The sequence below is a fragment of the Streptococcus sp. HMSC074F05 genome, assembly GCF_001808725.1.
In the GTDB taxonomy this organism is placed as follows: Bacteria; Bacillota; Bacilli; order Lactobacillales; family Streptococcaceae; genus Streptococcus; species Streptococcus parasanguinis_I.
This window is the reverse complement of the sequence record NZ_KV794409.1, coordinates 77,442-95,764: the sequence shown is the minus strand read 5'-3', so window position 1 is coordinate 95,764 and position 18,323 is coordinate 77,442. Positions and strand designations below refer to the sequence as shown.

The window sequence follows — 18,323 nt, the reverse complement described above, 5'->3', positions numbered from 1 at the left end:
CCTGGAACTTACTCAACTTCTTTCTTTTTCAAGAGGAGGAAGCCTCCGCTTACAGCTAACAAGAAGCCTGAAAGAATGAAGTGTGCAGTTGTGTCTTCTCCGGTTTGTGGCAATTGTGCCTTGGCTGGACTTCCTTGGAAGCTTTGTCCTACTTGGTAAGTCAAGGCTTGCACACTTTCTTCATTTTTAGTTGTCATTTCTTTTTGTGGAAGGAGCACTTTAGGAGTCTCCTTCTTGGCTAAGATTGGCTGTGGATTGCTTGTTTGGTTATGAATTGGCACCACTACTTGATCTGGTTCTTTAGCTGGAACGTAATCCATCAAGCTTGCCAATTTGCTGCCAAAGATCGCATTGGTTACCCAGCGGAAGAAGTGGACAGGGTGTTGACGGTTGGTTGGATTTCCTGCATAGACAAAGAGTGGTTGTCCCATCAGTTCTCCAGAGATGGCCATGACTTTGTTAGCCAGAACATCATTATGTGGCCACCAACCTGCAATATAATAATCGCTCGGAGCGATGCTCATCAAGGTCTTGAAATGTTCTGGAACCTTTTCAATCCAGTTTCCTGAGTTGGAGTAGAAGAGGGTATTCTTCTTGTATCCGCTGGTCAATGGATCCTGGTCATCAATGATCGCTTTCATCAAGCCTTCGTAGTCACTACCGCCTTTTAGTTTTTCAGCGTCAAATCCTGTAAGAACTCCCAATTTTTCCAGTTTTTGCATGGCTTCCCCACCAATGACAAGGGTTGGTTTCTTGCCAAAAATGGAAGCGTCAAAGCGGTTGCTTTCCAAAATAACAACATCGGCTTCTTCTGGTGTATTGACGATTTGGAAGCCTAATTTTTCAAGGACCAGACTAGTATGAGCAGGCGCATCTACTCCAGCCCAATTATAGTGGTAGTTCGGAGAGTAGATCTTCATCGGTTTCAAGGTTGGGCCGCTAGGTACCTTGTAGAGGGCATCCCCATAGATGGCATAGTTTGGTAGGAGCGAAGCAAAGGTATCGCGGTCAACGATGTAGCCATCGTCTGTTAGGTAGACAGATTTTCCTTGCGCGATGGCCTGATTGACAGCTTTAACGGCACTGGCTGAGGTATTTGCGATCACATAGTAAGGAGCTTTTGGATCGATCTCAGAGGTACGAGTGGCGCGGGTGGTGGTGACTTCTCCTAATTTTCCGTTGAAAAGACCATCCGCAAATATAGGTTCGGACTTGAACCCTCTCATATCTGGGAAGTTGACCAGTAACTCTGCGTACATCGCAGCCCAGGCAGATTCGTTGGAGCCCTTGTAGAGAATATGGTTGGCATAGCCACGTTTGGCTTGGGCCATGTCAATGACCAAGTCCCCTTTTTTGTAGGGACCTGTATCTTCTTTAAGTTCCTTGACGAGGACACCATTGCGTTTGAAGTAGTCAATCATATTGAAGGCTTCTTGCGCATCATTGTCCTTGTCGAGGCTCATTGGGATGACGTAGTAGTCTGGGAAGAATTTCGGACGACCATTTTTCACCCGTCCAACGATTTCCCCATTTGGGCCAACCAGTTCATTTTCAGCTTTTGGATCTTCGGTTTTATTGAGACCGCGCAGGTAGAAGTTGAGACGCATCTCAAGGAGACGGTCTGGATCTTGGTTGAGGAAGTCAATGCCGCCTAGGACAGCATTGCGACCCGCTTTGTAGGATTCTTCATTTCCTTCCGGAATTTCAATGGTATGGCCTAAGATACCATGGTAGACAGCATATACCCCTGTATAGCCAGAGAAGGAGTCATCCCAGCCATCGCCCCAATCCAGTTTTGGAATGATGTAACTATTGTATTTAGAATTGGCAACTCCTGCCCGTCCCATATGATGGGCATTTTCTAGCATCAGGTCTGACAGAAGATCGTATTCGAAGTTCGGATCATGTGGTGGCGTTGCAGGTTCGATCAAGAATTCTTTGATAAAACCGTGTAAGTCGTAGAGAGCGATCGGATTCCATTTGTTGATCATTTGGATAACCGTGCGAACTTCAGGGTTGGTTTGGTAGCTGGCATCCCGGTTTGGATCGAGCCCGTTTGCTAGGGCCCGCAGGTTGAGAGCATCCCCATCTGGGTTTTCCGTGAAGTCAAATAAGAAAATGAATTTATTGAGCAAGCTTGGAATATCTAGCGTGACTGTTTTAGCATTTCCAGCTTCATCTGTGGTGTTAAAGGTCACCTTTTCCTTGGTCGCAAAGGTATTGAAGAGGCCTGTGATGATATCAATGCCTGGCTGTTCATCCGCGTGGGTGTTGTGGACTAAGACAGGTAATTTGTAATCCAAGGTCTTGTCTTTTAGTGCGGCCAGCATTTCGCTTGGCTTAGTCAAAGCTGTAGGGTTGGTACTAGACAGGTAGTGATCGATGCTGGCTTGGTCCTTGCTCACGATCCCCATCTTCATATCCCGGCCTTGGGCACTCTTTCCAAGAGTTTCCAGCTGCACTAAACGATCGGGTTTCGCTTCTTCCTTGGATTTTTCGATAGCAGCCAGCATCTCTTCATGTGTATGGTAGTCTTGGTAAGGTCGAAAAACAAGGGTTTTATTGATGGTCACACCTAAGTCTGCATTGGTCCCGACTAGTTCATGGTTGCCGATGTAGTTGCGATAAGTCCGGCGAATATTATTTGGGCTACGAAGACTGAGATCTTCACCAAAGAGATCCTGCACGTCGATGTGGAGATCTAAATCATTGCCGTTTGCAGTCTCTGTGATGGTGAGGAATGGATCCTTGCTTAGTGTTCCTGTCTCCATATCCCAAGTTTTCCACTCAGAGAGAGGCTTATTGTCTAAGGTCCAGTTGATCTTGCCAGCAGCTTGAGCTTTTTCTTGGACTTTGTCATCAATCGTACTCTTTTCAGAGAGATAAATGGTGCTATCCGCCAATCGAGTCGCTTGGTCAGAAGTCGTTGTAGCACGGTTAGTGCTTGGACTAGCGGTTGGAGCAACTTCTGTACTAGAAGCCATATCAGAAGTCGCTGCTGTTTCTGCAGAACTAGCAGGAGTTACTTCTGTGGCTGTAGCGGGACTGGCAGTATCAGCTGTCACAGGTTGCTCAGTAGCAGGTGTCGCTTCAAGAACCGTGCTGGGTTCCGTTTGAGGCACTTCTAAGCTATCAGCTGAAGCTTGGCCATGACCGATAACAGAAAGCAAGACAGCCGCTGAGAGGCTGAGTGTTGTAGTGTACAAATGTTTCTTATACGAAGACTTCATATAGAAGACCCTCCTTAAAAAGTTATTTTCCGTTTCTAGTATACCATTTTAGGAAAACGTTTACAATAATCCCCTGAATAAAAAAACCTTTGCATCTTGCAAGGGCTTCTTTGTCTATTCTGTTTCCTTATGAAATTGTTGGTAAAAATCAACCTTGACCTGGATGAAAGTTTCTAAGTCTCTTAAGAGTTGGAGCAAGGTGGCGCGTGTTTCAAATTCCTCACGGGTCTTAGGAAGAGGACGTTCGCGGAAGATCGCCAAATACTGATTAATATCATCTAGAAGATCTTGGGCGGGATTTTCCTGACTTAACTGTTGGGCCGTCTTCTTAAATAGTTGTGCCAGGATTATGCTTTCACTCGCCGCTAACTGACAGCGGTTGATGTTTTCTGCCATATCCCGCAGGATATCGTTTTGTCGCTTGCGCATTTCGAAGTAGTGAATATGGTAGTTGGTTTGGTGAAAGAGGTGGTTGGAATGGTCCAGATAGACTAGCTTCAAAGCGTCCTTTAGGATGCTGTCCAACTCCTTAATCAAGCGAGCATCATTGCGACCATCCCCTTTACCAAGTAATTCCGCAAAACGACCAAGGATCTTTTTCAGTTGGTCTTCAACAACATCATGGTAATGATCGATCGCAGCCTGATTCGAAGGCATATAGAGATTGGCCAGCAGGGCAAAGCTGGTCCCTATCAAAAAGAGAGCAAGTTCATTGAGCAAGAGTCCCCAGGAAGTAGACTGCTCAATCAAGAGGTGGGTGACCAGCACCGTGCTTGGCGTGATGCCGATCTGCCAGCCCAATAGAAAGGCACAAGGGACATAGAGAGCGATAAAGACTCCCAGTGTCCAAAGGTTAAACCCTAAAAAGGAAAAGGCAAGATTTCCGATAGCAAGGGCCAGCAAGGTCGACATAAAGCGCTGGTAGGCCTGCTTGATGGTGCTGCGACGCGTATCCGAGATACTCAAGATGGCAATGACGCCAGCTGAGATGGCATAGGTCAAGCCCAGAGCATAAGCAAGGGCCGCTGCTAAACAGGTGGCCAAGGTGAGCTTGATGGTTCGTTGAAAAAGAGGCATGGCTTCCTTTCTAGTTCGGTTCGTTCATTGAGATAGATTTGATTTCATTATATCATGAATTGGCCTCTTCCTCCTTTCTTGTGGTATACTAGTTCTATGGAAAATAACGATATCGTATACGGTGTCCACGCAGTCACCGAGGCTTTACAAGCCAATACAGGCAATAAATTATATATTCAAGAAGACCTCCGAGGAAAAAATGTCGACAAGATCAAGGCCTTAGCAGCTGAGAAAAAAGTGTCGATTTCTTGGACCCCAAAGAAAACCCTGCTGGAAATGACAGAAGGAGCTGTTCACCAAGGCTTCGTTCTTCGTGTGGCAGCCTTTGCTTACACAGACTTGGCAGCGATTCTGAAACAGACAGCCCAAGAAGAGAACCCGCTTTTGTTGATTCTCGATGGTTTAACAGATCCGCACAATCTTGGATCCATCTTACGTACAGCTGATGCGACCAATGTCTCAGGAGTCATCATTCCTAAGCACCGGGCAGTCGGGGTAACCCCAGTGGTTTCAAAAACTTCTACTGGAGCAGTGGAACACATTCCCATTGCGCGAGTGACCAATCTTAGCCAAACCATAGACAAGCTAAAGGAAGAGGGCTTCTGGATCTTTGGAACCGACATGAACGGCACGCCGTCTCACCAGTGGAATACGGCTGGCAAGTTAGCCTTGATTATTGGCAATGAAGGAAAAGGGATCTCAGCCAACATCAAAAAGCAAGTCGATGAGATGATCACCATTCCCATGAATGGTCATGTGCAAAGCCTCAATGCCAGTGTGGCAGCAGCCATCCTTATGTATGAGGTCTTTCGCAACCGATTATAATCCTAGAAAGGCAATGATATGAAACGAAAAATCTTATTGGTTGACGGCTATAATATGATTGCCTTTTGGCAGGAGACCCGCCAGCTCTTTCAAAAAAGTGAGCTCGATGCAGCCCGCAACATCCTCCTGCAAAAACTGAGCCACTATGCTAGCTTTGAAGGGATCGAAGTCATCTGTGTCTTTGATGCCCAGTATATGCCAGGAGTGCGGCAGACCTATGAGGAGTTCAATGTTCAGGTGGTATTTACCGGCGAGGATGAAACGGCAGATGACTATATCGAGCGTTTGGCGGCAGAGCTTAATACGCCCCTCCACCAAGTTTCGGTAGCGACCAGTGACTTAAATGAGCAATGGACCGTATTTGCTCAAGGGGCTCTTCGGGTATCTGCCAGAGAGTTAGAAAAACGGGTCGCAGTCGTCAAAGGAAACCTCAACCAGGCGCAGCGAGTGGTCAACGATCAAAAACCACCCATGCGACCACTCGATCACGAAGTATTGCGACAATTACAAGAAATGATGGGAGACAAGTAATGACATTTGCTATTTTAACCGATTCGACCGCAGATTTGGACCAAAACTGGGCCAAGGAACACCAGGTAACCATTCTGGGTTTGACCATTGAGTTAGATGGGACGGTTTACCAGACAGTAGGAGAAGGTCAATTGACCAGCCCTGAGCTTTTAGAAGCCATGAAAAATGGAGCCAAACCGACAACCAGTCAGGTCAATGTGGGCCAATTTCAGGAGACCTTTAAGCACTTTGCAAAAGATGGAAAAGCTGTATTTTATGTAGCCTTTTCATCGGTCTTATCTGGGACCTATCAGAGTGCAGTCATGGCACGAGACCTGGTTTTAGAAGACTACCCGGAAGCCGTGATCGAGATTGTCGATCCGAAGGCTGCTGGGATTGGAGAGGGCTACCTGGTCATGCGGGCAGTAGCAGCGCGCGATGCGGGTCGCTCATTAGCAGAAGCCAAAGAAGAGATCATGGCTCTAGCTCCAAAACTGCGGACCTATTTCCTCGTCGATGATCTCTACCACCTCATGCGTGGTGGTCGCCTCTCAAAGAGCGCTGCGATCATGGGAAGTCTAGCCAGCATCAAGCCCATTCTCTGGATTGATGCAGAAGGGAAATTAGTGCCCATTAGCAAGGTTCGGGGGCGCAAAAAAGCTGTCCGAGAATTACTGGAGCTGATCAAAGCCGATATCGGCATAAGCACAGCCTTGGTATCTTATACCAACGATCTAGAAGGAGCCGAATCACTGAAGCAAGAAATGCTTGCGCTTGAAGGCATCGATGAAGTCCTTGTGATGCCTCTTGGACCAGTTATTTCAGCCCACGTCGGCCCGAATTCCTTGATCGGATTTGTCATTGGAAAAGAAAATCGCAAATAATTTTCCAAATCGGTTGACTTTTATCTTAGAATTTTGATACAATAGTAGGCGGTATTGTTTACCCCATTTGTAAGGCCCCGGAACCTTTCAAATAACTTGCGGACCGGAACATCCGCCCTGTAAACAAAAACGACATTCATATAGGAGAAATCATGAACAAAACTACATTCATGGCTAAACCAGGCCAAGTAGAACGCAAATGGTACGTTGTTGACGCAACTGATGTACCTCTTGGACGCCTTTCAGCAGTTGTTGCAAGCGTGCTTCGCGGAAAAAACAAACCAACCTTCACACCTCACACTGATACAGGTGACTTCGTAATCGTTATCAATGCTGAAAAAGTTAAATTGACTGGTAAAAAAGCAACTGATAAGATCTACTACACTCACTCAAACCACCCAGGTGGATTGAAATCAATCTCTGCTGGTGAACTTCGTTCTAAAAATGCAGTACGTTTGATCGAGAAATCAGTTAAAGGTATGCTTCCACACAATACTCTTGGCCGCGCTCAAGGTATGAAATTGAAAGTATTCGTTGGAGCTGAACACACTCACGCTGCACAACAACCAGAAGTTCTTGATATTTCAGGACTTATCTAAGGAAAGGAACAATAAAGTATGTCACAAGCACAATATGCAGGTACTGGACGTCGTAAAAACGCTGTTGCACGCGTTCGCCTTGTTCCAGGAACTGGTAAAATCACTGTTAACAAAAAAGATGTTGAAGAGTACATCCCACACGCTGACCTTCGTTTGGTCATCAACCAACCATTCGCAGTTACTTCAACTGTAGGTTCATACGACGTTTTCGTTAACGTTGTAGGTGGTGGATACGCTGGTCAAGCAGGAGCTATCCGTCACGGTATCGCTCGTGCCCTTCTTCAAGTAGACCCAGACTTCCGCGATTCATTGAAACGCGCAGGACTTCTTACACGTGACTCACGTAAAGTTGAGCGTAAGAAACCAGGTCTTAAGAAAGCTCGTAAAGCATCACAATTCTCAAAACGTTAATCAATACGATTATATCAACGTTTCAAAGCACTCAAGAGTTTACCTCATGGGTGCTTTTTTTATGTTTTTTGAAAAAGTTCACCTCAAAGTTCACCTTATTTTTACCTTATTGTTTTAAAGACTTTAAGGCAAATTCGCCAACTGCCATAGGGACTACATTAGAAGTATTGACATAAATCTGTGTTGTACCTTTGTCACTGTGAGTTAGGGCTTCGGAAATGGCTTCTAAACTCATACCTGCCTGTTTAGCGAGTGTTGCTCCCGTATGCCGTAATTTGTGTGGCGTAGCGTGTGTAAGTTCTGGGTGTCGCTTTCTGATAGTTTTCATCTTATTATTGAGGTAGTCAGAATGTAAAGGTTTATTGATATTACCTTTGGTATCTATATAAGTGAAGATGAATTGTTCTGTATTACTGATGATGCCAAACTTTGCTAGTTCATATTTTTGTTGTTCTTTCCAAGAGGTAAGAAGCTGAAGTAAGTCACTAGAAATAGAGAAGATAGTTTTTTTATTTCCTTTGGTAGATTTTACTTGTCCGTATCTATCTAAAGCCTGAATTAACTGAATTTGAGATTTTGAAAAATCGACATGTTTCCACTGGAGAGCATATGTTTCTGATTTTCTATCTCCGAGGAAAAAAGTGAGATAAAAAAGGACGTAATCTTTGAGTGATATTTTATCATTTTCTAAATCTTCTTTAAAAGCTGAGAACCATTCTTGGAGTTGCTCATGAGTTAAGTATAAATCTTCATCACGTTTTGATTCTGCAAGTTGAATTTTTCTGACAGCCTTAATTCGTCTTAAAGTTTTTGCAACTCTATTTGCTTCAATATATTCAAGTTCTTCCGCCCAATCAAAAATAGAAATAACGTAACTTCGTAAAGTTTTGAAGTTTGCATATTCGTTAGCTTTTGAGGTCATCAAATTTAGAATAACCTGTTTATTTTGGTTTAAAAATTGAATCGTATAGTTGCCAAGAAGTGGTAGTATATGCTTTTCAAAACATGTTTTGGTATTAGCGATTGTTGACCTGCTTGGTGGTTTCAAAGTAGATGTAGTTTGACCTGCTTTATAGGATTCCCACCAAATATTCTTATAGAAGTCTGAGAAAAGGATATCTTCTTTTCCTAGTCCTGAAAACATATTATCTTCAATTTGGTTTAACTTCGTAAGTAAGTCTATCTCTGCTTGTCTTGCCTCCTTTTTTGTTTTGAATCTTTTATCATAATAGTTATTATTAACGATTCCAAGAGGCATTCGTGCTTCTATTGGAATATAGACTTTTAAGCGGTAAGTTCCGTTTTTTGTCTTACTGATAGTCATGATATTCTCCTTTATATCGAACCAGAAAATATCATGACCATTATAAAATAAAAATCTTGATTTTTCTAGTTGTTGCCGTTTAGCCAGCTGTCAATAGCGTCCTTGTGGAATCTAATGGTTTTTCCGATTTTGATGGATGGAAGCCCCTTTTGAATCCATGAATCAAGAGTATTGTTGGAAATTCCCAAATAGTCGCAAGTCTGTTTTTTGTTCAAATAGGGGCTTTCAATACCACTCTTGTCTAATTGCTCACTGATTTCTTTCCTTATAAGATTAGAGAGTAAAAGTTGAATTTGATGAATTTGTTCATCTGGTAAGATTACTTGCATAGCTTTTCCTCCATTATAATTCTATTGAAGTAGAGCTTGATATGATGTTTCTAGTTTCATTAGGAGTATTCGTCAAGGAATTTTCTGATGAAGTGATTTTGCTTTTGTCTGTGCTATACCTTCGTGAATCTAAATACTTGGCAAAAAAGTATGTTTTGTCAACGATAAGCCTTAATAAGGTCGGATTTTCTTCTCTCGCATACCTAACCAAATGATTAAATTCTGTGAAATTATTCTTGTCTATCACATCAATAATGGTTGATAGAAATTCATCATTATTATTGCTGATGAGGAATTTATCTAATTCAAATCCGCATCCAGTTTCAATATCTTCGATATTGTACTGACTTTTCTCAGGATTTTCTGCATGGACAAAGTAGTCGTACATCCCTTTGGGGGACATTACAGGTTCAACATGTGCAGGGCCATTCAGTTTGTCTTTGATAAGTTCCGAAACTTGAGAATAGCTCTTGAGAGAGCTGAAATAGAATGCTCCATGCTTATGTGCTTTCTTAAACTCTCCAGTTTTTTTGTTTACGTCCTTATCATGCCACGGTGACAGAACAAATGGAACATGAATTTCTTCGAGAATTTCTAAATAGTTTTCGGGCGCACTTTCCTGATAGAATAGAAAAGCCCATTTATTTGAACGTTGTTCTTTTGCCATAGGTAAAATTCCTCACTTTCAATTTTTTATTATTTCTATCTATTAGGAGATTGGGAGGGCATAAATCGGAGTTTTTGAGAAAATTTAATTTTTTTCTGATTATTGATTATTGGATTAAGTGGGGGTCGTAGTCACCCCACTTAATCCTAAATTTTGCAATTAAAAAACGGCGCTGTTTGGCTTCCACTACGTGGGCCACAGCGCCATTAAGCTATTGTCTTTTAGTTCCTACAAAGTATGCCCATTTTTTATCTGGATTTGAGGGGGAGAAGAAATAATCAGGATTGTATCTAGCAACTTCTTCGATAATCATTGTATTCATATCGTCTAGAATCTTCTTTGCTTGCTGAGTCTTTGGAATACGAATCATCAGAATGATTGTATCTTTTCTAACATCTATAATAGATTTATCAACTGCTTTGTTAAAACGTTTATGAATAGGGTTGTAGTGTGTTAATTTTGCTTGTTCAGTTGTAGTTACGGCTTCTGAGAGTTCGCTTTGATGTAGAAAAGTACGGATCGACAAGGTTTGTTTAATTGATTGCCACAGGTTATATAGGTTATCTTCTTTTTGCCGGTCCTTGATTTCACGACTGATGAGGAAAAAGAGAATTACAGAGCTCATAAGCGAAGTAAATAAGCTAATTGCGAAAATTACGCTAGTAAAACGATAAAAGAAGACTAAATAATCAATCTCCTGTAATGAATTCATGCTAAACCCGAAGCAGACTGTGCAGAATGCACCTAAAATTGCTGTAAGAAACAGCAGAGAACCGAGATTAAAAACTTTCTGAAAATGTGTTGTTTGCATAAGTTATAAAATACCTTTCATTGTGTAGTATGTTGGACACAGCAAGGGTAAGACCTGATAAGGATGCTCGTTATCAATGATTTGAATAAGCCCTGTTCCTTTTCCGATCGGAATAACAATACCTTCTGGATCGAGGTCTGGAAATAAGAACTGTACTGTTTTCTGGTTGATGTTACCAACCTGAATCAATACATTAAATTGTTCACGGACTGATACAGGAATTGTACTATGATCAAAACGCTGACTTACAAGAAGCAAGTGAACTTTGGTTGATCGCCCTAATAAAGCAATTTGAGATAACAGAGAGAAGAAGGAATCTTTGATATTTTTGTTGATTCCTTCTGATAAAGCAAGCACCTCATCAATAACAATAGTTAGATGTTGAAATTCATGATGTGGATCATCAAATAAAATCCTTTGTCGTTTATGAATTATTGTCAAACACTGACTTAAACTTTCGTTAATTTCTGATACGAAGTCGGATTTGGAACGATTCTCTTGAGGGTGGATGACACTAATTTGATTCTGCTTTGCCCACCGTGATGGGGTATCATATTTAGGATCAACGATAATCAGGTCGGAAATGTTTTTCAGTATACTTAACAGATAAGTTAATGCATAGCTTTTACCACTACCTGAGTTCCCAGCAATAGCCATAGAAGTTACTTTATCATAGTTAATCATTAGATTTGCCATAATAGGGATATCATTACCTTTTAGCGATAATGTGAATTTTTCTAGGTCTGGAATGATTAGCCGCTCAGAAACACCTTTCTGCCAAGGAAAAAACAGTCCACGTTGAATATGAATATCGTCTGTTTTCAGTGCAATAAAGTAGGCAGAATTTTGTTTTAATAGCGTGTATTGTGGGTAGAGAGACGCATTAGCGATTAAGAAAATCTTTCGGTACAGTTCGTCATCAATGACAAATCCTGATGGAAGACGAGGAATGAAGATAAATCCGTTTTCTTTGACAGAAATGTCAAAAGAGTTGGTATAAGAAGTTTCCCCTTGTAATACAGAGCCCAAAGCCATGTTCAGACTCTGTAATAGGTATTGTTCCAACTCTTTTTGTGTGATAGCTGGAACCATTATTTCACCTCTTTAAATCCATTAGCTCTAAAGTAAACGTTATAGTTGACCTCACATGCTTGCAAGTTGTCAAAGGTGATAAGGGAAAGATATTCAGGGAGTTCAGGTTCTTCAAGGAATTTTACTTGAAATGGTGGTAATCCCTTTTGCCCAAACCAAGCCTTATATGCGACAATTTCACCCGTCGGTTTTCCATCTTCATACTTTTGTTGTGCTTCAAGCTCATCACAAAGCAAGTAGATTGGATCTTGAAGGCTAACGTATTGTTCTGCTGTTTGATTTGAGTATCCGCCATTGCGGAATTTTGCTTTCATTTTCATTTTGAGATACCTCGTATATTCTATTTTGTGATAAAAAGTATTGGTGACATGCTCGGTTTGAGGTCATGAGCTGGACTTGTTGATTTTTTCCTTTCTATCTTATAGGAGATTCAGGAGGTGAATTTCGGAGTTTTTTAGAAAGTTTTAATTTTATTCTATTATGTTCAAAGATTTCGAAAGTAGAAAACTAAATAATTTAAAACAAATGACCTAACAAGAGTTAAAACGTTGATACAACAGAAATAGAATCATAAAATACATTATTTTTAATCAGAATTGGTATCTAAACAGAAAATCATATATGTCTATTTTCGATAAAATTAAAAAATATTCTGGAACTAGTTTCACATACAATAAATTGAATTCTAACAAAAGCAATAATATAATGAGGTTGGATAGGATGGAGGCCTATCCAGAAAGGATTTTAACAAAAATATAACGATTTTAAAGAAGAAAACAGCTTATTAGTATACTCTTAATAAATAGAAAGAAAGTAGGTCTTAAAAATGACTAAAAAATTTTTACCTTTAACGTTAACTATTTTGACTGTAGGATTAATTTCGTATGCTTTATTAAACCCTGTTATTGCTAATTCGTTAGGAGCTCAACAAAAAGAAAATCAAACAATTGAAATTTATAAGAACCTTCTAAAAAATAAGTCTGAAAAAGAAATTAATGAATATTTCTCAAACCAACCTGATGACAAATTAATTATTGCGGATAAATCAGGTGGTTTTACGACGAGCTCAACAGATGATTACAGTAGTCCAGTTGAAACTATTGATAAAGATGGCAATAGAGAAGTAAAATCATTTCAAGATAAAACTGTTTCAGCGACAATTGGTGAAATTAAAGAAGCACTAAAGAATAACTAGAAAGTAAATACAATAAGCTAGTTTATAAGAGTTCCATTTATAAGTGGAACTCTTTTCTTATTAGTTTTTGATCCATACAAAAATTACATTTATATAATTGTTGAATTTTATTTAAATAAAGTATATCCCTAAAATATATAATATTTTAGATTACAAATATAATTCTATTTTTTGAATATAAAAACTGGTAATCAGTCTGATTACCAGTTTTATAGACTATCTGTAGTCTTTTAAGAGTTTTTGTAACTCTTTTTGAAATTTTTTGAAGTGAGCTGTTACAGTTTTGTCGCTACATTCTACAATTTTAGATAGTGTAGACGATGAGGTTGGCTTATCTCTTAGTTTTTCAACCATAATAATTTGGTCATTCGTAGGAAGGGCAGATATATAATTATGCACAGCTTCTAATAGTTCGTTATAGATATAAGCTTGTTCACCATCTAACGAGTCACTAGCGATAAAATCATATTTATCTGTTTCACGTCCTTCGTTAGAAATGTTCGCATCTAAACTTCCAAGATTATGGTATCTATCTCTTCGTTTAGCGTTCTCATATGACTTATCGTCATTTTTCAATATCTTATCCCACTTTTTGATATCTATATAATCCTGTAGAGTGAGACGGTCTTCGAATGTTCTTATTGGCATAATAGCCTCTTTCTAAGTCCATTTCTAGGACGGAAAGAAACTTTTATGAGCTACACTGAATACCGATGTGTGCAAAAAGGCACACCAAAAAAACGGATAAACAGATATATGCAGAACTCGACCGTCATCGTCGGAGTTTTCATATTTGTTTCTATCCGTCCATTTGGTGCGCACCAGTTAGGACTAATATTATTCTTTTGAAGAAAACGCTTGTGAAATTTGATATAATAGTATCGAATATACATTTGCTTTATCTTCACCCTTTATTATGAAGTAGATTGCGTTATTTGCAATTGTAGATAAAGTTTATAAAGTAGATACAGTTACTAAATTAGTTACGAGGAGTAAAAAATGTCTGAAACTGTCCCACGGATCACAGGAGGAATTCTGTTTGGACTAATGCTTGAAGCTAGAAAAACCAAAAGTAGGGTTCGGCGTGGATGCTTGGAAGAACGAACTGATAAATTATCCGAAACTGATATTATGAAGTCTTTTGTTGATATTTTTACAGGAGAAAATCAGCAAATGCCTTACGGAAACACGTTTAAAAAGAATGTTTCTGATTATAAAAAATGTATTATTTCTAAAACAGAGTATTTACCTTTTGATGATTCGAGGTTCATTAATTTATTTAAAGATTCTGTTGAACAGAATAAAAAAGACACACTGGAAAGTATGTCTGAATTTATAAATGAGAAGTTTTCGGAACGAAAATTGAAGTGGCTTGTTTCGGCAGTTGTTGAAACTATTTGTACTGATGAAACGGTTAAGGATTCGGAAGATTTTAAAATTTCCCCTAATGAGTCGTCATGTAAGCAAGATTTATTAAGAGTTGAAGTAATTGAAATTGAGTCATTCTTATTAGATGTAATGAGATATATTTTTGTCAGTAAATTAGATAATACTCTCGGTAAACCAACATTTGAAGCTTGGTATTCTCAAGGCGGAGAGCGAACCCCTTGGAAATTCAATAATGCAGAACTTGGACAACATATAAACGATTTAGAAATAACTCGATATAATCCAAATGTGGAAGATGTTGAGGAACAAGAGTATATCAAAGAATCAGACGTTGAGGTTGAGGAAGAGTTTAATTCTAAAGTTGAAAGTGATGACTCAATAACAAAACAAGTGTTGAATAATCCTAAAGTTATCAACCAGTATGCTAATAATATCTATAACATAGAACATGTAGAAAATCTAAATTAAGGAGAATACATTGACAAACTCACTAAAAAGACAGGGTAATTTGCCGTCAGAATTTCCCCAACAACTACTACAACAAAATGCAGATAGAATCTATAACATTGAGCAAGCAAACAATGTGAATCATATCGTTAATGTTACACCTGTACGCGAGATACTCTCTTCTGATGAGTACTATAACCTATTTATAATTTACGGTGAAAAGTTTGAAGCGAATTCTTTTAGTCTAAATAACGATAGGATTTTTGAACACACGAATACAGCAATTAAACAAAGATTCAATAAATTTACACTAGAAGATATTACTGAAATAAGAAGTTTACCAGCTTTATTTTTACCAGAGTATAGCGATGTGAACCAAGATATAAAAATTGGTTTTTTCGGAAAGTTAGAAGATATAGATAAAAAGGTTAAAGATACACAATTTGTTTTTCAGAAAGAATGTGAAATTGATTTAAATCAGGTCGAACTTCATCAATCAGAATTAAAAATAGAAAATTGGGAATTAAGTAGGACTCACTGGGCAATTAAAAGAGCTAATTTGAAGAACATTTTGGAAGGCTTTGGTAAAGGCAACGAAACAGAGTAAAGAAGTAAAGATCCAACGTGAAGTTGAAAAGTGGTTAACGTCTTACGACCTGGAGTTTGTGGCACAAAATGAAAGTGTTAATCCAGAGATTGACAAAGCCTTATCAAAATCTCCGCCCGTAAGAAATCAAAAGTTAGCACGAATTTACAAGATATCGATAATGCGGTAGGACGTTATGAAGATGTCGTCAATCTTATCAATTTGGTAAAGACGAAATGAAATTAGATGGATTATTTATTGAGGAAATAGTGATGAAATATTTTAAATTAATCGATGGTGGAACTTATCATATTGATGAATTTGAAGAGAAAACAAATAAAAACATACCATATTATCAAAATAGCAAAAGGTATGCATTGTGTCCAACTTGTGGTTCTTCGATTCAACTTATTGGGGGGGAAAATAATAATACTCAAAGTAGAACTGGAAAATATTATGCAGCACATACAAGAAATCCTATAGAAGGACTGTTCTACGATATAGAAAGAAGAAATAAATGTCCAAATTATGAGGGAAATCAAAATAATTGGCAGGGTATTTATCAAAGGGGAGAAGGGCTTCCTGAAAATGAAGAATTATCTATATTTATAAATGAGAATCAGTCGGATATTGCTAAAAAAGTTGGTGACTTAATAGGGTTTAATGGACTAAAAAGTGATGGGACACCTACTGCTATTTTTGATAAGATGCTAGAATCTTTTATTAGGAATGGAGGGTTATGTATTTTACCAGAACAATTTGTGCCAGACTATATCCCTAGAATGATTATTGAAAGAGCTGAACCAGTTAGTTGTTGGGGAGCAACTCCTTATGAGGAGATACGTAATCGTATTCAACAAAATCCAAACCTTCAAGAGTCAATCGAAGGAGTACAATTTAAACCAAATATTAGAACAGAACTTGTTTGTGTCCTAAATAATGTTGAAAATCCAACTCAAATCATAATTAGATTACTATTTGGTCAGGATGAATTAGATTTAAAAACAGTCAATGCAAGAGTTCAATAGAAATAAGAGGTATTGGGATGATAGTAAAAAAGAGGAGCTTCATTATGAAGCCCCTCTTGCTTTTTATTGTTGAAATTAGTATGCTTATTTTAAATAAAGATAGTGATTCGGTTGATTTTTTTGTAATGTACTGAAATTTAAAATTTCGAGAATCGCATAAAAACAAGGTTCCTAACGTTTATTGACGAGTAGTGAATCCCTACTTCACTTCTGAAAAACCAAATAAGGTAAACTTTTGATATTCTGGTTCGATTTTTGTTTATTTTTAATGAAAGTTCACCTTATTTTGATGAAATTGATTGAAATTAGCTGAAATTTTCTTTTTTGAACACTCATAAAAGCGTTGATTTTAAAGCACTTTGAATTTAGATGAAATAAGTGGTGCCCCAACCAGGCTTGAAAAAAGCTCGTAAAGCATCACAATTTAGTAAACGTTAAAACTTATTTAAACTTATTGAAAGCATTTCGTATCAAAAATACGGGATGCTTTTTCTGTTCACCCCAAATTTTTGTAACTAGGTGATACTTGAAATTAATACAAATTTGGTTGTTTTTGATAAATCTAAGCAACACTACATGATGAAGTGAAAGGGGATGAATCTTTGATAGTATTCACTTATTGTGAAATATGATATATTTATTAATTAGATGGATGAATACTTCTAGAGTTAAATATAGTATAATAGGGACATACTTTTTGGTTTATTTTTGTTTGTAGTCGGATTATGAAAGAATATCCAATATTATGCGATAAGATAGAATGTTACAAAAAAGAAAGGGGATGCAATCCGATGAAGAAAGACAGATTAATTGTATTGACAGATGCTGTTCTAGCAATTATTATGACCATCTTGGTTTTAGAGTTAGAAAAACCAACAACACCAAGTCTTGAAGCTTTTTGGGATTTACGGCAAAATTTCTTTGCTTGTTTTCTTTCCTTTTTCTGGTTGGGATCGTTATGGATGGCACTAAACACATTATGGGAAAAGGTTGAGAAAATTTCCTCAGAAATTATTTGGTGGAATTTGTTTCTACTCTTGGAGCGGCAGGAGTTCTCTTTGGAGAATTTCATGCCATCCAAGATACCAGTCTGAATGATGTGGTGGACCGGATCTATATAAATGTCAAGGATTTACCGTTTCAGTCCTTGGGAGCTTTAGCTAATATCCTGTCTGATATTAAGAAGGGACTGATTCAAGACAGTCATATCTGGTCTTTCTTCCAGTCATTTTTCAAACAATATCAGTTGATAATCAGCTTAAATCAGATCTATCAGTTTGTCTATCTTTCTCTGATGGAGATCATGTCCTATCTTCACTTTGATTATTGGAAAAAAACGGCTCGGTCAGGAGCTAGTATGAATAAGGAGAACAAATGAAACGTTTAAAAATGTTATGGCATATTATGCAGGTTACGGGTTTTACTCGGTTTGCTCTGAGTTTTGTGACCTTTGTTTTTGGGTCAGGAGGCGTGCTTTTCCTAGTTGAACCTGCTATCACAAATTACGGAGACGGTCTTTGGTATGCTTTTGTGACTTCGACGACTGTCGGCTACGGGGATCTCCTAGCTGTGACCTTGATTGGAAGGATTACCAGTGTCTTCTTGACGATTTATGGGCTCATATTTTTTGGCTGTTTATCAGCTGTTATTTTTAATTATTATACCAATTTAAATAAGGAAAGAGGAGAGGACAAATGACTGCCAATTATTCAACACGGGAATACCGTGAGAAATTATACGATGACCTTCATGTTCGATTGAGAGATACAGCGATTTTGATGTGTGCAATTTTTATTGCCTCTATCGGACTAAATATGAATTCAACAGCTGTCATTATAGGAGCCATGTTGATTTCACCTCTCATGACACCGATTGTTGGACTGGGATTCGGTTTAGCTATTTTTGATACGCGTTTAATC

At 38.6% G+C, this 18,323-nt stretch carries 21 protein-coding genes and 1 pseudogene; 13 read left to right on the top strand and 9 right to left on the bottom strand.

Annotation, left to right across the window (positions count from 1 at the left end; translation table 11 throughout):
- Positions 1–8 precede the first annotated feature (8 nt).
- Together HMPREF2685_RS02765 and HMPREF2685_RS02760 are read right to left on the bottom strand one after the other, a co-directional pair.
- On the bottom strand, positions 9–3,230 hold the full coding sequence (locus HMPREF2685_RS02765) for an LPXTG-anchored zinc carboxypeptidase (protein WP_070465115.1): 3,222 nt from the start codon (positions 3,228–3,230) through the stop codon (positions 9–11).
- A gap of 114 nt (positions 3,231–3,344) precedes the next feature.
- A complete protein-coding gene (locus HMPREF2685_RS02760) occupies positions 3,345–4,307 on the bottom strand; it encodes an aromatic acid exporter family protein (protein WP_070465112.1) in 963 nt (320 codons plus the stop codon).
- 96 nt (positions 4,308–4,403) lie between these two features.
- Here HMPREF2685_RS02760 and rlmB point away from each other — a divergent pair, with 96 nt between their 5' ends.
- The 5 genes from rlmB (at position 4,404) to rpsI (ending at position 7,536) form a co-directional block, all read left to right on the top strand.
- Positions 4,404–5,132, top strand: a complete 729-nt coding sequence (rlmB, locus tag HMPREF2685_RS02755) for a 23S rRNA (guanosine(2251)-2'-O)-methyltransferase RlmB (protein WP_070465108.1) — start codon at positions 4,404–4,406, stop codon at positions 5,130–5,132.
- An 18-nt stretch (positions 5,133–5,150) separates the two neighbouring features.
- Complete coding sequence (locus HMPREF2685_RS02750; protein ID WP_003004212.1) at positions 5,151–5,663, top strand: NYN domain-containing protein; 513 nt, start codon at positions 5,151–5,153, stop codon at positions 5,661–5,663.
- A complete protein-coding gene (locus HMPREF2685_RS02745) occupies positions 5,663–6,526 on the top strand; it encodes a DegV family protein (protein WP_070465106.1) in 864 nt (287 codons plus the stop codon). Before HMPREF2685_RS02750 ends, HMPREF2685_RS02745 begins: the two co-directional genes overlap by 1 nt.
- Positions 6,527–6,678: 152 nt before the next feature.
- Positions 6,679–7,125, top strand: a complete 447-nt coding sequence (gene rplM / locus HMPREF2685_RS02740) for a 50S ribosomal protein L13 (protein ID WP_002876943.1) — start codon at positions 6,679–6,681, stop codon at positions 7,123–7,125.
- Positions 7,126–7,143: 18 nt separating this feature from the next.
- Positions 7,144–7,536 (top strand): 30S ribosomal protein S9, encoded by a 393-nt coding sequence (rpsI, locus tag HMPREF2685_RS02735; RefSeq protein ID WP_000075969.1) that lies wholly within the window; start codon positions 7,144–7,146, stop codon positions 7,534–7,536.
- Between the two features lie 106 nt (positions 7,537–7,642).
- Here the strand turns inward: rpsI and xerC are convergent, their stop codons facing one another.
- The 6 genes from xerC to HMPREF2685_RS02705 form a co-directional block, all read right to left on the bottom strand.
- Positions 7,643–8,860 (bottom strand): site-specific integrase, encoded by a 1,218-nt coding sequence (xerC, locus tag HMPREF2685_RS02730; RefSeq protein WP_070465104.1) that lies wholly within the window; start codon positions 8,858–8,860, stop codon positions 7,643–7,645.
- Between the two features lie 65 nt (positions 8,861–8,925).
- Complete coding sequence (locus HMPREF2685_RS02725; protein WP_070465101.1) at positions 8,926–9,189, bottom strand: helix-turn-helix domain-containing protein; 264 nt, start codon at positions 9,187–9,189, stop codon at positions 8,926–8,928.
- Positions 9,190–9,202: 13 nt separating this feature from the next.
- On the bottom strand, positions 9,203–9,856 hold the full coding sequence (locus tag HMPREF2685_RS02720; RefSeq protein WP_070465098.1) for a replication protein: 654 nt from the start codon (positions 9,854–9,856) through the stop codon (positions 9,203–9,205).
- A gap of 211 nt (positions 9,857–10,067) precedes the next feature.
- Positions 10,068–10,568, bottom strand: a complete 501-nt coding sequence (locus tag HMPREF2685_RS02715) for a hypothetical protein (RefSeq protein ID WP_261710243.1) — start codon at positions 10,566–10,568, stop codon at positions 10,068–10,070.
- Positions 10,569–10,670: 102 nt separating this feature from the next.
- Positions 10,671–11,747, bottom strand: coding sequence for an ATP-binding protein (locus HMPREF2685_RS02710; protein ID WP_070465243.1), 1,077 nt, complete (start codon positions 11,745–11,747; stop codon positions 10,671–10,673).
- Between the two features lie 11 nt (positions 11,748–11,758).
- Positions 11,759–12,073 (bottom strand): hypothetical protein, encoded by a 315-nt coding sequence (locus tag HMPREF2685_RS02705; RefSeq protein ID WP_070465241.1) that lies wholly within the window; start codon positions 12,071–12,073, stop codon positions 11,759–11,761.
- 512 nt (positions 12,074–12,585) lie between these two features.
- On the opposite strand from HMPREF2685_RS02705, the gene HMPREF2685_RS02700 reads away from it, so the two are divergent.
- Entirely contained in the window at positions 12,586–12,954 is a 369-nt protein-coding gene (locus tag HMPREF2685_RS02700) for a hypothetical protein (RefSeq protein ID WP_070465090.1), read from the top strand.
- A gap of 216 nt (positions 12,955–13,170) precedes the next feature.
- Here HMPREF2685_RS02700 and HMPREF2685_RS02695 read toward each other — a convergent pair whose 3' ends face one another.
- The gene (locus HMPREF2685_RS02695; protein ID WP_070465088.1) at positions 13,171–13,602 is read right to left on the bottom strand and encodes a hypothetical protein; all 432 of its coding nucleotides are present in this window, start codon (positions 13,600–13,602) and stop codon (positions 13,171–13,173) included.
- A gap of 351 nt (positions 13,603–13,953) precedes the next feature.
- Between HMPREF2685_RS02695 and HMPREF2685_RS02690 the strand changes: the two genes are divergently transcribed.
- The 7 genes and pseudogenes from HMPREF2685_RS02690 to HMPREF2685_RS02660 all read left to right on the top strand — a co-directional run.
- Positions 13,954–14,811 carry a hypothetical protein gene (locus tag HMPREF2685_RS02690; RefSeq protein WP_070465085.1) on the top strand — a complete coding sequence of 286 codons (858 nt, stop codon included), beginning with the start codon at positions 13,954–13,956 and terminating at the stop codon, positions 14,809–14,811.
- A 10-nt stretch (positions 14,812–14,821) separates the two neighbouring features.
- On the top strand, positions 14,822–15,397 hold the full coding sequence (locus tag HMPREF2685_RS02685; protein ID WP_070465082.1) for a hypothetical protein: 576 nt from the start codon (positions 14,822–14,824) through the stop codon (positions 15,395–15,397).
- Positions 15,398–15,612: 215 nt separating this feature from the next.
- On the top strand, positions 15,613–16,404 hold the full coding sequence (locus HMPREF2685_RS02675) for a hypothetical protein (RefSeq protein WP_083279696.1): 792 nt from the start codon (positions 15,613–15,615) through the stop codon (positions 16,402–16,404).
- A 791-nt stretch (positions 16,405–17,195) separates the two neighbouring features.
- Complete coding sequence (locus tag HMPREF2685_RS10120) at positions 17,196–17,498, top strand: TMEM175 family protein (protein WP_006151097.1); 303 nt, start codon at positions 17,196–17,198, stop codon at positions 17,496–17,498.
- On the top strand, positions 17,423–17,782 hold the full coding sequence (locus tag HMPREF2685_RS02670; protein ID WP_000397555.1) for a hypothetical protein: 360 nt from the start codon (positions 17,423–17,425) through the stop codon (positions 17,780–17,782). Before HMPREF2685_RS10120 ends, HMPREF2685_RS02670 begins: the two co-directional genes overlap by 76 nt.
- Positions 17,779–18,102 carry a potassium channel family protein gene (locus HMPREF2685_RS02665; protein WP_000825751.1) on the top strand — a complete coding sequence of 108 codons (324 nt, stop codon included), beginning with the start codon at positions 17,779–17,781 and terminating at the stop codon, positions 18,100–18,102. Before HMPREF2685_RS02670 ends, HMPREF2685_RS02665 begins: the two co-directional genes overlap by 4 nt.
- Positions 18,099–18,323: pseudogene (locus HMPREF2685_RS02660) on the top strand (DUF389 domain-containing protein); the annotation flags it as partial. The gene HMPREF2685_RS02665 and the pseudogene HMPREF2685_RS02660, both read left to right, overlap by 4 nt.

Coding starts and splice junctions, on each gene's coding strand:
- HMPREF2685_RS02765 (WP_070465115.1), bottom strand. CDS start 3,230: ATGAAGTCTTCGTATAAGAAACATTTGTACACTACAACACTCAGCCTC.
- HMPREF2685_RS02760 (WP_070465112.1), bottom strand. CDS start 4,307: ATGCCTCTTTTTCAACGAACCATCAAGCTCACCTTGGCCACCTGTTTA.
- rlmB (WP_070465108.1), top strand. CDS start 4,404: ATGGAAAATAACGATATCGTATACGGTGTCCACGCAGTCACCGAGGCT.
- HMPREF2685_RS02750 (WP_003004212.1), top strand. CDS start 5,151: ATGAAACGAAAAATCTTATTGGTTGACGGCTATAATATGATTGCCTTT.
- HMPREF2685_RS02745 (WP_070465106.1), top strand. CDS start 5,663: ATGACATTTGCTATTTTAACCGATTCGACCGCAGATTTGGACCAAAAC.
- rplM (WP_002876943.1), top strand. CDS start 6,679: ATGAACAAAACTACATTCATGGCTAAACCAGGCCAAGTAGAACGCAAA.
- rpsI (WP_000075969.1), top strand. CDS start 7,144: ATGTCACAAGCACAATATGCAGGTACTGGACGTCGTAAAAACGCTGTT.
- xerC (WP_070465104.1), bottom strand. CDS start 8,860: ATGACTATCAGTAAGACAAAAAACGGAACTTACCGCTTAAAAGTCTAT.
- HMPREF2685_RS02725 (WP_070465101.1), bottom strand. CDS start 9,189: ATGCAAGTAATCTTACCAGATGAACAAATTCATCAAATTCAACTTTTA.
- HMPREF2685_RS02720 (WP_070465098.1), bottom strand. CDS start 9,856: ATGGCAAAAGAACAACGTTCAAATAAATGGGCTTTTCTATTCTATCAG.
- HMPREF2685_RS02715 (WP_261710243.1), bottom strand. CDS start 10,568: ATGAATTCATTACAGGAGATTGATTATTTAGTCTTCTTTTATCGTTTT.
- HMPREF2685_RS02705 (WP_070465241.1), bottom strand. CDS start 12,073: ATGAAAGCAAAATTCCGCAATGGCGGATACTCAAATCAAACAGCAGAA.
- HMPREF2685_RS02700 (WP_070465090.1), top strand. CDS start 12,586: ATGACTAAAAAATTTTTACCTTTAACGTTAACTATTTTGACTGTAGGA.
- HMPREF2685_RS02695 (WP_070465088.1), bottom strand. CDS start 13,602: ATGCCAATAAGAACATTCGAAGACCGTCTCACTCTACAGGATTATATA.
- HMPREF2685_RS02690 (WP_070465085.1), top strand. CDS start 13,954: ATGTCTGAAACTGTCCCACGGATCACAGGAGGAATTCTGTTTGGACTA.
- HMPREF2685_RS02675 (WP_083279696.1), top strand. CDS start 15,613: ATGAAATTAGATGGATTATTTATTGAGGAAATAGTGATGAAATATTTT.
- HMPREF2685_RS10120 (WP_006151097.1), top strand. CDS start 17,196: ATGAAGAAAGACAGATTAATTGTATTGACAGATGCTGTTCTAGCAATT.
- HMPREF2685_RS02665 (WP_000825751.1), top strand. CDS start 17,779: ATGAAACGTTTAAAAATGTTATGGCATATTATGCAGGTTACGGGTTTT.